The sequence below is a fragment of the uncultured Roseibium sp. genome, assembly GCF_947494555.1.
GTDB lineage: Bacteria > Pseudomonadota > Alphaproteobacteria > Rhizobiales > Stappiaceae > Roseibium.
The window spans coordinates 179,730-193,200 of the sequence record NZ_CANLVF010000007.1; the positions used below are offsets into that span (position 1 = coordinate 179,730).

General features: G+C 57.7%; 14 protein-coding genes. 5 read left to right on the forward strand and 9 right to left on the reverse strand.

The features are described from left to right. Nucleotides 1-88 precede the first annotated feature (88 nt). Complete coding sequence (locus Q0915_RS28140; RefSeq protein WP_299482913.1) at nucleotides 89-1,102, reverse strand: NAD(P)H-quinone oxidoreductase; 1,014 nt, start codon at nucleotides 1,100-1,102, stop codon at nucleotides 89-91. Nucleotides 1,103-1,239: 137 nt separating this feature from the next. Here Q0915_RS28140 and Q0915_RS28145 point away from each other — a divergent pair, with 137 nt between their 5' ends. Together Q0915_RS28145 and Q0915_RS28150 are read left to right on the forward strand one after the other, a co-directional pair. Next, nucleotides 1,240-1,434 carry a DUF1192 domain-containing protein gene (locus Q0915_RS28145; RefSeq protein ID WP_299482910.1) on the forward strand — a complete coding sequence of 65 codons (195 nt, stop codon included), beginning with the start codon at nucleotides 1,240-1,242 and terminating at the stop codon, nucleotides 1,432-1,434. A 413-nt stretch (nucleotides 1,435-1,847) separates the two neighbouring features. Further along, a complete protein-coding gene (locus tag Q0915_RS28150; protein WP_299482908.1) occupies nucleotides 1,848-2,393 on the forward strand; it encodes a DUF1465 family protein in 546 nt (181 codons plus the stop codon). Nucleotides 2,394-2,508: 115 nt separating this feature from the next. On the opposite strand, the gene Q0915_RS28155 is transcribed toward Q0915_RS28150, so the two are convergent. Beyond that, nucleotides 2,509-3,102, reverse strand: coding sequence for a helix-turn-helix domain-containing protein (locus tag Q0915_RS28155; RefSeq protein ID WP_299482905.1), 594 nt, complete (start codon nucleotides 3,100-3,102; stop codon nucleotides 2,509-2,511). A gap of 133 nt (nucleotides 3,103-3,235) precedes the next feature. On the opposite strand from Q0915_RS28155, the gene Q0915_RS28160 reads away from it, so the two are divergent. Next, nucleotides 3,236-4,147 carry a sterol desaturase family protein gene (locus Q0915_RS28160; protein WP_299482902.1) on the forward strand — a complete coding sequence of 304 codons (912 nt, stop codon included), beginning with the start codon at nucleotides 3,236-3,238 and terminating at the stop codon, nucleotides 4,145-4,147. After that, a complete protein-coding gene (locus Q0915_RS28165) occupies nucleotides 4,147-5,196 on the forward strand; it encodes an alpha/beta hydrolase (protein WP_299482899.1) in 1,050 nt (349 codons plus the stop codon). The genes Q0915_RS28160 and Q0915_RS28165 overlap by 1 nt, the downstream gene beginning before the upstream one ends. 119 nt (nucleotides 5,197-5,315) lie before the next feature. Here Q0915_RS28165 and rpmE read toward each other — a convergent pair whose 3' ends face one another. Beyond that, entirely contained in the window at nucleotides 5,316-5,540 is a 225-nt protein-coding gene (gene rpmE / locus Q0915_RS28170; RefSeq protein WP_008196026.1) for a 50S ribosomal protein L31, read from the reverse strand. 314 nt (nucleotides 5,541-5,854) lie between these two features. Between rpmE and Q0915_RS28175 the strand changes: the two genes are divergently transcribed. Then, nucleotides 5,855-7,663, forward strand: coding sequence for an ABC transporter transmembrane domain-containing protein (locus tag Q0915_RS28175; RefSeq protein ID WP_299482892.1), 1,809 nt, complete (start codon nucleotides 5,855-5,857; stop codon nucleotides 7,661-7,663). Nucleotides 7,664-7,757: 94 nt separating this feature from the next. Here the strand turns inward: Q0915_RS28175 and Q0915_RS28180 are convergent, their stop codons facing one another. The 6 genes from Q0915_RS28180 to Q0915_RS28205 are packed head-to-tail and all read right to left on the reverse strand — an operon-like array spanning nucleotide 7,758 to nucleotide 13,298. Beyond that, entirely contained in the window at nucleotides 7,758-8,663 is a 906-nt protein-coding gene (locus tag Q0915_RS28180; RefSeq protein WP_299482889.1) for a DMT family transporter, read from the reverse strand. Then, a complete protein-coding gene (locus tag Q0915_RS28185; protein WP_299482886.1) occupies nucleotides 8,660-9,451 on the reverse strand; it encodes an ABC transporter permease in 792 nt (263 codons plus the stop codon). Before Q0915_RS28185 ends, Q0915_RS28180 begins: the two co-directional genes overlap by 4 nt. After that, nucleotides 9,444-10,382 carry an ABC transporter permease gene (locus tag Q0915_RS28190; RefSeq protein WP_299482883.1) on the reverse strand — a complete coding sequence of 313 codons (939 nt, stop codon included), beginning with the start codon at nucleotides 10,380-10,382 and terminating at the stop codon, nucleotides 9,444-9,446. Before Q0915_RS28190 ends, Q0915_RS28185 begins: the two co-directional genes overlap by 8 nt. Continuing rightward, entirely contained in the window at nucleotides 10,379-11,104 is a 726-nt protein-coding gene (locus Q0915_RS28195; RefSeq protein WP_299482880.1) for an ATP-binding cassette domain-containing protein, read from the reverse strand. The genes Q0915_RS28190 and Q0915_RS28195 overlap by 4 nt, the downstream gene beginning before the upstream one ends. Beyond that, the gene (locus Q0915_RS28200) at nucleotides 11,098-11,781 is read right to left on the reverse strand and encodes an ATP-binding cassette domain-containing protein (protein WP_299482877.1); all 684 of its coding nucleotides are present in this window, start codon (nucleotides 11,779-11,781) and stop codon (nucleotides 11,098-11,100) included. The genes Q0915_RS28195 and Q0915_RS28200 overlap by 7 nt, the downstream gene beginning before the upstream one ends. Then, nucleotides 11,778-13,298: an ABC transporter substrate-binding protein gene (locus Q0915_RS28205; RefSeq protein ID WP_299482874.1), complete on the reverse strand. Its 1,521-nt coding sequence runs from the start codon at nucleotides 13,296-13,298 to the stop codon at nucleotides 11,778-11,780. Before Q0915_RS28205 ends, Q0915_RS28200 begins: the two co-directional genes overlap by 4 nt. Nucleotides 13,299-13,471 lie beyond the last annotated feature (173 nt).

Here is a 13,471-nt window from a genome sequence, read left to right on the forward strand (position 1 = left end):
CATGGAAAGTGGCGGGAATATATGCCGAACGCTGCGGAAACGCAAATGCTGTCATTCAATCTGCGTTTCCTCGCTTTAAGTGCCTTGTTCAGCTACTTGCGGTCAGGACGATTTTGCCAATGTGTCCAGAGCTTTCCATCCGCCGGTGGGCCTCGGCGGCCTGTGCAAGCGGAAAGGTCGAATCCATAACCGGCTTCACTTTTCCCGACTCGATCAGCGGCCAGACCTTCGCTTCCAGGTTTTCAGCAATCGCGGTTTTGAAGGCATCGCTGCGCGGGCGCAGCGTCGACCCGGTATGCGTCAGCCGCTTGACCATCAGGCGTGAAAAATTGGCGTTTTCCGCAACGCCGTTCAGCGTGGCAATCTGGCAGACCCGCCCCTCGACCGCCGCCGCCTTCCAGTTCCGTTCGACATAGTCACCACCGACCATGTCGAGGATCACGTTGACACCTTCACCGCCGGTAATTTCGTGAATGACTTTCTCAAAGGCATCCGTGCGGTAGTTGATCACATGATCCGCTCCCAGATTTCGAACGGCGTCGGCCTTGTCTTCGGAACCGACCGTGGTGAACACTTCCGCACCGAAGGCCTTCGCAAGCTGGATCGCGGTGGTACCTATTCCCGACGTCCCGCCATGAACGAGAAACCGTTCTCCGGCGGCAAGGGCGCAGCGGTCAAAGACATTGGTCCATACCGTGAAAAAGGTCTCGGGCAGAGCTGCAGCCTCGATCATCGACAAACCTGCTGGAATCGGCAATGCATGACCGGCGGAAACCTTGCAATAGCCGGCATAGCCTCCCCCGGGGGCGAGCGCCGTTACCTTGTCACCAACCTTGTAGCGCTTGACCTCATCACCACAAACAACGATCTCACCGGCGACCTCGAGACCCGGCAGGTCAGACGCACCCTTCGGGGGCGGGTAAGCCCCTTTTCGTTGAAGAACGTCCGGACGATTGACGCCGGCGGCCTCAACCCGGATCAGGATCTCATGCGGGCCCGGAACCGGCAGCGGCCGCTCTTCGGCAACAAGCACCTCCGGTCCTCCAGGCTCGCTAATCGCAATTGCGGTCATGGTGTCCGGCAAATTTTGCATATGGGCCATTCCTCTGGTTCATTTTGGGACTGGTGGGTCGATCCGAGACTGTCTTATGGTAAACTTGAGAAGAGTGTGTCGAAAGGAAAGATCAACACGCAAACAGTTCGCGGGAATGTGAGTGCCACGCTTCAGGGAGCCAGACAATGAGCCTTTTTGACGAAGATGTCCCCAAAAAGTTGGAGACAGGAAAAATTACCGTAGGGGAAGAACTTTCAAGTTTGTCGGAGGAAGATCTTACCGAACGCATTTCAGCCCTGGAGGCCGAAATTAACCGTACGCAGCAGGAGCTGGAACAACGCAGCACTATTCGCGATGCCGCAAACTCGGTTTTCCGGTGAACTCCATGTAAATTGTGACAATATTTTGAAATAAACTCAGGTATTTACCGATTACACGGTAAATCAGGTAGGTAAATTTTTACACGTTTACCTCTCATTAATCTTTCCAAAGTATAAATAAACCCATCCAGTCATCTGGATTTGAGTGGCTCCTGTCCACTCTGTTTGACGCCTCCCTGTTAAAGACTCAGAGCCGCTACCGTGCGGCTCTTTTTTTTGTCTCCTCCCCATAGTATCGTGTGAGCGTTCTGGTTAATCGCCGTCAGGAACGAGTTTGGCACGGCGCTTGCTCCTTTGTTGGCATGAAAGCGCGCAGCGTTTCGAAACGGAACATCCTTCTTTGGGGTGTTTCGGGCCGGGACAACAGAACAAAGGCGCGGCGAACCGGAAGAGTAGTTGAGGCGTAGAATCCTATGACGGAAGACATGAAAAAAGCCGGTGGTCCTGCAAGTGCGGTACACATTGCGCATCACCTAGCCAACTCGGACAACTTCCAGAACCTGTTTCAGGAAGGCATGTCTCTCGTTGAAGAAACCGCCATGTATCTGGATGGAGAAGGCCGCGAAGAAGCCAAGCAGCTGCCGCGCCCAGCTTCACTCGCCTACGCGACAGAATCCATGCGGCTGACAACACGCCTGATGCAGCTTGCATCGTGGCTCCTCCTTCAGCGCGCCGTCAATGAAGGCGAAATGTCCCGCGAGCAGGCAGGCAGCGAGAAAAACAAGGTCCGCCTCGATAAGCTGAGCAGCGCCACCGGCGGCCCGGCCTGGGAAGACCTGCCGCAAACACTGCGCGACCTGATCGAACGCTCCACCCGTCTTCAGGAACGCGTCGTCCATCTCGACAAGATGCTTTATCGCAAGGGCGTCGAAGAGAACCACAAAGAAGAAGCGATCAACGACAATCCGGTCGCATCGCAACTGAACCAGCTTCATGCAGCCTTCGCCAAACTCGGCTGACCAGACGCCCAATCCGCTTCAATGAAAAGCCGCCATTTGGCGGCTTTTTTTTCACGCCGGCCGGACCGCGCGGACATCATGTTCAGGGTCCCAGCCGTTCAACCGCCAGCAGATTTCAGGACGGCTCAATCACGCGGGTCAATATCTCCAGCAGGGACGTTCTAATCTCCTTTTGAGACGCCGCACTTGTTCCGACAGCGCTTTGACCCGCTCTTTCGATAAGATCAAGCACAAGGCCCGCAGTCGCCTTCCGGCTTGAATAGATATCGGGAATGTGCCGTTCAAGCGCCCCGATCAGGCGTGACCTTGTGCTCAGGAACGTGCCGCCGGCCTCCGGGTTTCGGAAGATCTCAGCGACGATTTCGGCACTGAGCGCCGCATTTTCAGGTGACGAACAGATTGCATAATAGGCCTGGGCAAACTCAATAAGCGCAGCGCTGCCTTGAACCGGCGCGGATTCAAGCAGATTGAGCAGCGGCTCCATCTCTGAGGCCTCGATTTCAGCGATCGCCGCGATAATCTCGTGTTTGCCTTTGAAGTGATTATAGAGATTTCCAAGACTGATACCGGCCTCGCCCGCGATGTCGCGCATACCCGTTTGATGAAATCCCTTGAGAATAAAGAGCGTCGCCGCTGCCTCAACGATCAGCTGGCGGCGCTGTGCGGTCTTGTCCGCGCGCGTGTACTTCTCTGGTCTGTTTTCCGCCATCTGCTTTTCTTGTCCGTTCAGGATTCCCTGCCACGTTAGTGAATGTTTCTCATTTCAGGTTTTGACCCGACTTGCAATTCGACCAGCGTGATATTAGTTAACTGAACGAACGTTCGTTCTAATGGAGTATGTGATGTTCGACAATATAGAATCGCGTTTGTCACTGGCGGACCCCGTGTTCGCAGGTGTTGAGATGGTGGGTCTTGTCTTCCTGCTGCTGCTGGTTTCCGAAACGGCTTGGGATCTGTTTTCCGGCTACCGGAAATCTCTTCGGGAAACCGGCGCGAATATTCTCATTTCAATCGTCAACAATGTTCTGGAACGGCTTGCATTCGGCGCGATCTTTGTTGTCGGGATCTTCGCGGCGGAATATCTAGCGGTTGCGACCATACCGCTGTCTTGGTGGTCCTGGCTGCTCGCGGTCCTTTTGGCGGACCTGACATACTACTGGATGCACAGGTGCGAACACCGTGTCCGCCTGCTTTGGACGTATCACAGCGTTCATCACTCTTCGCCGGAATTCAATTTCAGCACAGCATTGCGCCTGGCCTGGATCGAAGCGCTGTTTACCTGGATTTTCTTCGTTCCGATGGTGGTGCTGGGCTTCGACCCTGCCCAGGTGATCGCCGCCCTCGCCGTCGTGATCGCTTACCAATCCTGGATCCACACTGAAAAGCTCGGAAAACTCGGTTTTCTCGACGGGGTTTTGAACACACCCTCCAACCATCGCGTACACCATGGCAGGAATCCGATCTATCTGGACAAGAATTACGGCGGCATCCTGATCGTCTGGGACAGGTTGTTCGGCACGTATGAACCGGAAACCGAGAAGGTTCTGTACGGGATAACCGAACCGGTGAGGTCGTCGAACCCCTTCATCATCAACTTTCGCGAGACAGCGCTTCTCTTGAAGGATGTGCTTCGGCCCGGACCACTGAAATCCCGGCTGGCGACAATCGTCATGCCGCCGGGCTGGCGCAAGGAAAAGAGAGCAAACAACCAGGCCGAAACCCTCGAACAGACACCACAGCGTCAGGACACGTGATGAAGCTCGACGTCATTGCAGCAACGTTTGCAGGCTATCTCGCAGCGTTCGGTCTGACCGAACGCCCGCAAACTCCGAGTGACCGGGACTACGTCGTTGAACATCACAGATTGCCGGGCGGTAGTCCGGGTGTGACCCTCGACGCGGAGCTGACGGTTCCAAGCGGGAGCGCGCGCGTTCCCGGCGTTGTTCTCATTACGGGATCGGGACCGCAGAACAAAAATGAGGAAGTCGCAGGCCACAAACCGTTTCTGGTTCTGTCCGACTTCCTTACAAAGCAAGGCTTGGCGGTTCTCAGATATGATGATCGCGGCGTCGGCAAAAGCACCGGCGATTTTGCCTCAGTCACACCGTCAGAACTTGCGGCCGACGCCGCCGCTGCCATGCGGTTTTTGAAACTGCATCCGCGTGTTGCCGGCAGCAAGACAGGATACATCGGACATTCGGAGGGTGGATATCTTGCGCCGATTGCGCATAAGCAAAGTTCGGCAGACTTCCACATTTTTCTCGCAGCGCCCGCGCTTCGATTGCTTCCCGATGTCATGGCGACACAGGTTGCCGACATTGCCAGGGCGGAGGGTGTTCCGGAAAGCGAGATTGATCGGCAACTTCGTGCGGTCGACGAGGTGGTGTCCTTGCTTCGATCGGCAAAAACCAGGCAGGACATTCGCGGGGAACTGTCCCTCATCTTCAAGCGGGCCGGTGCAAATCGCAGCCAGATCAAGGAAAATGTCGAGCTATGGTCGACGCCGTGGGCGAAAGCCTATGTACGTCACGACCCCGGCCCCTATTTGGAAACCCTCAATGTGCCTGTGCTTGCCGTTTTTGGCGAACATGATCTGCAGGTCTCGCCCCGGATAAATGCGCCGGTGATGGAAAAGATGTTGCGGCACCCCAAGTCCAAGACACTTGTGCTGGCGGGACTGAATCACCTTCTGCAGCCGACGGAAACCGGCAGGGTGTCGGAATATGTCCGTATTCCGACTACGATAGATCCGACGGCACTCGACACCATAGGAAAGTGGGTAAAGACTGTCACAGGCAACTGAATATACGATCGCAAACCAGATCGATCGTCCCACTTGTGACTGCCAGACGGAACGCGAAATGTGTGCAACAAAAAACCCGGCCATTGGCCGGGTTTTCAATGTCGAGAATTTCGCGGCGATTAGGAGCCGAGGAAACCTGCGAACTTGTTTTTGAAGCGGGACACGCGGCCGCCGCGGTCCATCAGCTGACGGTCACCGCCGGTCCAGGCCGGGTGGGACGTCGGGTCGATGTCCAACTGCAAAGTGTCGCCTTCCGCACCATATGTAGAGCGGGTGGTGAATTCGGTACCATCGGTCATGACGACCTTAATGGTGTGATAGTCGGGATGAATATCCGCTTTCATGACCGGTCCTTTCAGGCGCCGCCCAAGACCTTTGCCGAACGCGTGGCTTGGGGCGCAAAACGAGATAAAGGGCCGCCGATCCGGATGCGGACGCCGCCCTCAGAAACATGAAGCGGGGATATACCCCAAGGCAGCAGTCAAGACAAGGGGCAATTTCCTGCTATACGCTTTTGGCATTGATCAAGGAATTGCGCGCGTTTTTCTGTCACATCACATTCAAACGGCCAGCGGGGTCGAGGCATTGTACCGACGCCGGAACATGATAAAGACGACACGTACCGGGCGCAAAGAACCGGATTTGAAGGAGAGCCCATTTGGCGAACGCCCCTGCACCAGACCTTAAGAGCGGCGAAGATCGATCCCGCAGATCATTGAAACCGCTAACGCGCCTTTTGCCGTACCTTTTGAAGCACCGGGGAATGGTTCTGGCAGCCGTTGCAGCGCTTTTTTCAGCTGCCGTCATTACGCTCGTGCTGCCCGCAGCAGTTCGCCGAATGATCGACTACGGCTTCGGCGCCGATGATCCGGCGCTCGTAAATTCCTACTTCGCGGTTCTGATCGGCGTCGTCTGTGCCTTGGCGATGGCGAGTTCCATCCGCTATTTTCTTGTGATGTGGTTGGGTGAACGCGTTGTGGCGGAGGTCCGCTCCGACGTCTTCGACCACATGACGCGTCTCAGCCCGTCCTTTTACGACAGCGCCAAATCCGGTGAAATCCTTTCGCGCCTGACAGCCGACACGACTCAGATAAAAGCTGCTTTTGGCTCCAGCGCGTCATTGGCCATGCGCAATCTGATCATGTTTGCAGGTGCCGCGGTCATGATGGTTGTCACCAGTCCGCGCCTGTCCGTTTTTGTGCTCGCGGCTATCCCTGTAATTCTCGTTCCGGTGCTCGGTTTCGGCCGTAAGGTGCGCAAAAGGTCCAGATTTGCTCAAGATACCCTGGCCGATGCGTCCGCTTATGCCAGCGAAATGCTAGGCTCCGTGCGCACGCTGCAAGCCTTTACCCACGAAGGCCGCAGTGCTGAACGCTATGGCTCTGCTGTCGAAACGGCATTTCAGGCAGCCCGGCAAGCGATCATGGCCCGGGCCGCGCTCACCGGTTTTGCGATCTTTGTGATCGGCTCCAGCATCGTCGCGGTCTTGTGGACCGGGGCAAGCGATGTCTTTGCAGGCCGGATCACCGGCGGCGAGCTGAGCCAGTTTCTGCTTTATTCCATACTGGCCGCCGGGTCTCTGGCTGCACTCTCCGAAGTCTGGGGGGAACTCTCACAGGCCGCCGGTGCTGCCGAGCGATTGTCCGAACTCCTGGAAATCGAGCCGGAGATAAAAGCCCCCGCCAACCCGGTGAAGCTGCCGGAAACACATCTGGGCGCGATTTCCTACGAGCATGTCTCCTTTGCATATGGCAACAGCAAGGACATGCCTGTCGTGCGCAACCTCTCGCTGGAGGTTTCACCCGGAGAAACGGTCGCCGTAGTCGGACCGTCAGGGGCCGGCAAGTCAACGCTGTTCAGTCTCTTGATGCGCTATTACGATCCGAGCGCGGGCGCGATCCGCCTCAACGGTGTCGAATTAAAACAGCTCGATCCCACGGATCTGCGCGCTCACATTGCGCTTGTTCCCCAGGATACTGCCATTTTCGGCGCCACGATTGCCGAGAACATTGCCTATGGACGCCCGGATGCCTCGCGAGAGGAAATTGTCGCTGCCGCGCAGGCAGCGCTGGCAGCGCCCTTTATCGAAAACATGACAGACGGCTATGACACACTTGTCGGTGAGCGCGGGATCACGCTTTCAGGCGGCCAGCGCCAGCGGATTGCGATTGCCCGGGCCGTTCTGAGAAATGCCCCGGTACTGCTTCTCGACGAGGCGACCAGCGCGCTTGATGCGGAAAGCGAAAACCTGGTCCAAAAAGCCCTCGACAGGCTGATGGCCGGCCGCACGACACTTGTCATTGCGCACCGGCTGGCAACTGTCCTGAAAGCGGACAGGATTGTGGTCATGGAAGACGGGCGCATTGTCGAGACAGGCACGCACGCTGAATTGAGCGCAGCAGGTGGACTCTACGCAAAACTGGCGCGCCTGCAGTTCGGCGCGGAGAAGCAGAAAGAAACCGCATAAGCCAACCGGTTTCGACGAAGCAACGCGCATAGACTATCTCAACTTGATCGCCACTGCCCGCCCCTGAGATGTGCAGCATTGAAGGACAGGATTGTCAGGATGCTGCACGCGCTTTCTTGGCATGGGCCCTGCCTTCTGCTGCGGCCAGCGCAGCACCGGCGAGAACGAGCGGAGCCGCTAGCAGAAAGGACGTGGAAAGCGGCAGCCTGAAGATCAGGAGGTCGGCTGCGATCGGCCAGAGCAGCGCGACATACTCGAATGGCGCGAGGCGGGAAGCTTCCGCGTAGCGAAACGCAAGCGTCATCGCGATATGCGTGAAACCGCCAAACAGCCCGGCACTGATCAGAAGGACCAGGGTCATTCCATCCGGCATGATCCACCCCGAGGGCAGCGTGAACAATGCGCCGATCATCGACGCAATGACGAAGTAAAGGGCAATTGCACCGGGGCTTTCCGTGCGGTTCAAGCTCCGCACCATGATAAGGGCAAGAGCGGTCAGAACAGCAGATACCAGACCGAGAATATAGCCCATCAGGCGTCCCTCACCCGCGGCGCCCGCATGCAATTCCGGCCAGACCAGAACAACAACGCCGGCAAAACCCAGCCCAACGCCCCCGACACGCCAGACGGTTATCTTCTCCGACAACAGGAAAACGGCAGCCACAGCCATGAGCACGGGGGAAAGCTGCGCAATCAGAATGGCTTCCGCAACATTCAGTCTGGCGATAGCAGCAAACGAGGTGAATAGAGCCAAAGCTCCGAAAGCCGACCGTATGAGATGGTCAATCGGTCTTTTTGTTGCCAGGCCCTGGGGAAACTCGTTTCGGAGCCAGAGGAAAATGATCAGGGGTATCAGTGCAAAGAACGCCCGAAAGAAAACGATCTCGCCGAGAGGCACATCCTCGCTCACAGCCTTGACGCTGACAAACATGCCGGCACCCAGAAAGCCCGACAGAATACGCAGCCCTATGCCAAGTCCGGGACGATCCACTCCACTCATGCTTCGCTCTCCCTGGCGAGCGCATCGCGGAGCGCATCACCGGCGAGATTGATCGCAAGAACACAGGCGACAACCGTCAATCCGGGCCAGATCATTTGCAGCGGGCTGGAGCGCATGTGAATGCGCGCATCAAGCAGCATCGTGCCCCATTCCGGCAAGGGCGGCTGCACACCGAACCCCAAAAAACCCAGGGCTGAAATACCCAGGATGGCTCGGGCGAACATCCCCGTCCAGACCACCATGAGCGAGGGAACCAGGGATGGCAGATAGTGCCAGCGTGCGATCGACGGCAGGGACACTCCGGCAAGCTTGGCCTGCACCACATAGCCACGTGTTTCGAGCGACAGACCGATGCCGCGCGCGACGCGTGCGTAGCGCATCCATCCGGTGACTGTCAGCGCAAAAATGAGACTGCCCGTGCCGGCCCCCAATACACCCGCGATCACGACGGCGGCGACGAGTTCGGGAAATGCGAGAAACGTGTCAGTCGTGCGCATCATTAGCCAGTCCGTCGTCTTGCCGCCAAGCGCGGCAGTCAGACCGACAAGGGTTCCGCCAACAAGACCGATCACCGACACGAGAAATGCCAGACCCAACGACCAGCGGGCCCCATAGAGCAGACGCGACAGGATATCCCGCCCAAGGGCATCCGTTCCAAGAAGCCATTGACCGCCAGGCGGCTGCAGGCGGTTGGGAATGTCGATCGCTGTCGGATCGTAAGGCGCGAGCATCGGCCCAAAAACCGCGAGAAGGACCAGGCAGATAATCAGGACAATGACGCTACGCATCCCGTTCTCCAATGCGCGGGTCAATCATGCGGTAAAACAGATCGATAAGCAGGTTCACGATGACAAACAACAGGGCTGCAAGAAGCACGACCGCCTGTACTTTGGGAAAATCACGGGCCTCAATCGCGCTCACAAGAAAGCTGCCAAGGCCGGGACGCGCAAAAATCACCTCCACCATGACCGCGCCTTCCAGAAGAAAGGCCAGCTCCAGGCCAAACACGGTCACCACCGGGATCGCGGCATGGGGTGCAATGTGGTCGCGGCCGATGGCTTTGTCCGAAACGCCACGCCGCCGGAACGCAGGCAGGAAGGGCTGCCCTCGTGCCTCCAGGATGCCGGATCGGATGATCCGGGTCAGAGATGCCGCCACACCAAGCCCGAGCGTTAGGGCGGGAAGGATCGCGTGGGCAGGCGTGCGCGCACCCATGGCCGGCAGCCAGGCGAGATTGACCGCAAAAAGAAGAATAAGCAGAAGCCCCAGCCAATATGCAGGTATGGCTGCGCCAAGCGAAGCGATGGCGACTGCACCGCGATCGATCCAGCTGCCCGGCCGCTTGGCGGCAAAGATCGCAAGGGGAATGGAAAGCACCAGGCCGATTGCCAGACCCGCGAGTGCGAGCGGCACAGTGTAAAAAGCGGCCGCAGCAAGTTCAGGCAATACGGGCCGGCCGCTCACGGATGAATTGCCGAAATCACCCTGCAGGATCGGGCCGATCCATGATTGGAATGCAGTCCAAAAGCCAGCATTGAGCCCTGCTTCAACCCGGATCTTGTCAATGATCTCCGGCGACACCACCGAATGATAACGCGCGATCGTAATCGCCAGAGCGGGATCTCCCGGCGCGTTCCAGAGTAAGGCAAAGGTGGCCAGAGCGGTCCCGGCCAGCACGACCGCGGCGCGCAAAAGAAGTCCGAACAACGCTTGTGTCACGCAGCACCCTCCAGCGCACCGAGGGAGAAGGCTGCATCGCGAAGCGTCCGGCCATAGTCTGTCTGAGGGCGTTCAATGAAGGCTTCAGCCGTTGCGATTTCTTCGATGCGGCCACTGCGAAGAACTGCAATTTCATCGCTATGCGCAGCAGCATATCCAAGATCGTGTGTAACAATCAGTGCCGCGAATTTCTCTTCAACCTGTAATTCACTGATCAGGCGGGCGGTATGCTTTTGCGTCACCGCATCCAGCGCGGAGAGTGGTTCGTCAAAGAGGACAAGGGCCGGCGCAGCAATAAGAGCACGCAGGATCCCGACCCGCTGCGCCTGACCGATCGACACTTCGCTCGGTCGGCGATCCAGTAAATCCGGAGGGAGTTCGAGGCCCCGGCAAAGTCTTTCCAGCCGCGCCTTGTCCAATGTCAGCTTCCGCGCCTTGAGCGGCTCTCCAACAGATCGGCGCAAACTCAGCGCAGGATTGAAAGCAGCGCGCGGTTCCTGCATGACCAGCGCAGGATGGCAGCGATGAACGGCGTCGTCCATCCAGGTGACGCTGCCTCTCGAAAGCCTGACAAGACCCAGCACAGCGGCAAGGAGCGTTGATTTCCCTGCACCGCTTTCTCCGACGACGGCGAGCGTTTTGGCAGGCGCAAGTGTCAGGGACACGTCATGCAATGTCGCGGTTTTACCGCGCGTGACGGACACATATTCGAGCTTCAGCATGGCAATGACAGCCAGTTTCGATGCGCGGACAAAGACCGTGCTGCTGGCGTTTGGGGGGCATTGAGCAGGGTTTGCGTCGGGGCGTCCTCGGCGATTTTCCCGTCATCCATCACAATCAATCGATCCACCCGGCGTGCTGCGAGGCCAAGGTCATGGGTTATCAGCAGCATCGCGGTTCTGCCGCCCGACAGGTGTTCATCCAGCAAATCCATTGTTCGTGCGGCCACCACCGGATCCAGAGCGGATGTCGGTTCATCAAGAACCAGAAGATCGGGTGCGCCCATCAACGCCATTGCGATGACAAAGCGCTGCTGCATGCCGCGGCTCCAGCCCCAAGGCCGCTTGCGAAGGTCACCACCATCGATCCGCAGCGCCTTGAATATCCCTTGTCGGCGCACAGGATCAGCCGCCAGACCAAGAGCGCGTTCTGTCTCGGCCCAATGAAAGTTCAGACTGCGCAGCGGATCAAGCGCTTCGTCTGGGCTTTGAGGGACATGCGCGACGCTTTGGCCTCTCGCACGCAGGTCATCAACCAAAGCATTCCCAAGTGTGGACTTGCCAGAACCGGAGGCACCGACCAATCCAATTCTCTCACCGGTCTCAATGTTCAGGGATGTCGGGTGCAGAATGGTACGGCCTGAGCGGCTTGCGCTCAGGCCAGTGACTGAAAGGGTCATTCCTCAAGCGTAATCTCATGCGTTACCCAATAAGTCTCCGTCGGGTGCACCTTGTATCCTTTGAGACCGGGACGGGCGACATTGACCTGGCTGACGTGGAAAACGGGTATCAGTGCAGCATCGTCAGCAATCGCTTTTTGAACGTCGTCGTAGATAGACGCGCGCTTTTCCTCGTCGAAAGTCAGGCGGCCTTCGTCAAGCAGCTTGTCCAGACGCGGGTTGGAATAACCGCCTGCATTGGACCCGGCGCCGGTTTTTACCAGCGCTTCGGGAAACGCACCCGGATCACCCTGCGGAGTGCTGACCCAGGCTTGCAGGAAAAGATCTGCCGTACCCGCGGCGATCGCATCATTGCTGGCACCGTATTCGCCCACGCGCACGTTTGCGGTGACACCGATGGCCTGCAGGAATGCCTGCGTCAGTTCTGCTGTCGGCGAAAGAGCCGCCCGCGAGGAATAGGTAACGATGTCGATTTCCAAAGGAGACCCATCGAGCATCCAGCGCCCGCCTTCTTTGACGGCGCCCGCTTCGGCGAGCAGTTTTTCTGCCGCAGCCGGGTCATAGGAAGGCGCAATATCGGCTGCCCAACCCAGTCCGGCGGGGAAGATCGTGCCGGCAGGAATACCGCCGACACCAGCAAGAGTGGCATCAACGACACCCTGGCGATCGATCGCCAGCGAAACGGCGCGCCGGATCAAGGGGTTGGCCATCGGGCCATTGGCCGCATTGACCGAATAGAAATAAAGGCGGGTCGTCGGCGCGGAAAAGCCTTGTGCGCCTGTGCTCTGGATACGTTCGAAATCGGTCTCGGGATAGTTGATCACCATGTCGACTTCGCCGGCTTCAAAGGCCAGAGCAGCGGTTGCGGGGTCGTCGGCGGCGACGACACGGACTTCCGACAGTCCGGGTGCGCCGAGCCGATAATTCGGGTTCGCATCTGCACGATAGAGCTGACCCGGGATCGCTTCCTTGAAAACATAAGGTCCGGTGGCATTGATCGGGAACGCATCTGAAGCCGGACCGAGCACTGCAATGCCGGGCTCAGACAAGGTCCAGGGGAAGGCCGCATTTGGCGAGTTTGTTTCAAAAACAATCACCCGGTCACCATCTGCCGTCATACCGGCCAGATCCAGAAGACTGGCGATCCGTGCATTGTAACCGCCGTGATCTTCCTGCGAGATCGGCGCAATCGCGTCGATGACGGCCTGTGCCGTGACAGGCGAACCGTCATGGAACGTCACGCCTTCACGAAGGGTAACGCGCCAGGTAGTCGGGGCTGTCTGCTCAATGTTTTCTGCAACCCGCGGATAAAGGTTCAGATCGTAGTCGATGCCCATCAGTGTTTCTGTGACGCCGGTCTGGTTGGACATCCAACCGTTATAGCGTGCACGCGGATCGGGCGTTTCGGTGGTTGGTCCGCCAGAAGCGATCGTAAGGCTTCCTTGTTGCGCACTGGCGGGCAATGCGCCGGCAAGAATCAAAGCAACGGCAAGGGCAAGCCTCGCTAAAATGGACATGGTCGTTTTCCCTGTATTCCGCAAACCAACAGGCTTTGTAAGGATTTTCAGACGATCGATCTCACCCGAAATCGAGGTCGTTCATGCCTTCGGGTTAGCGTAGAAAAAAAACTTCCGCAAGAAATTTGTTACTTTATAACATTTCAAAACAATGTCTGTGCATGCGGGTAATT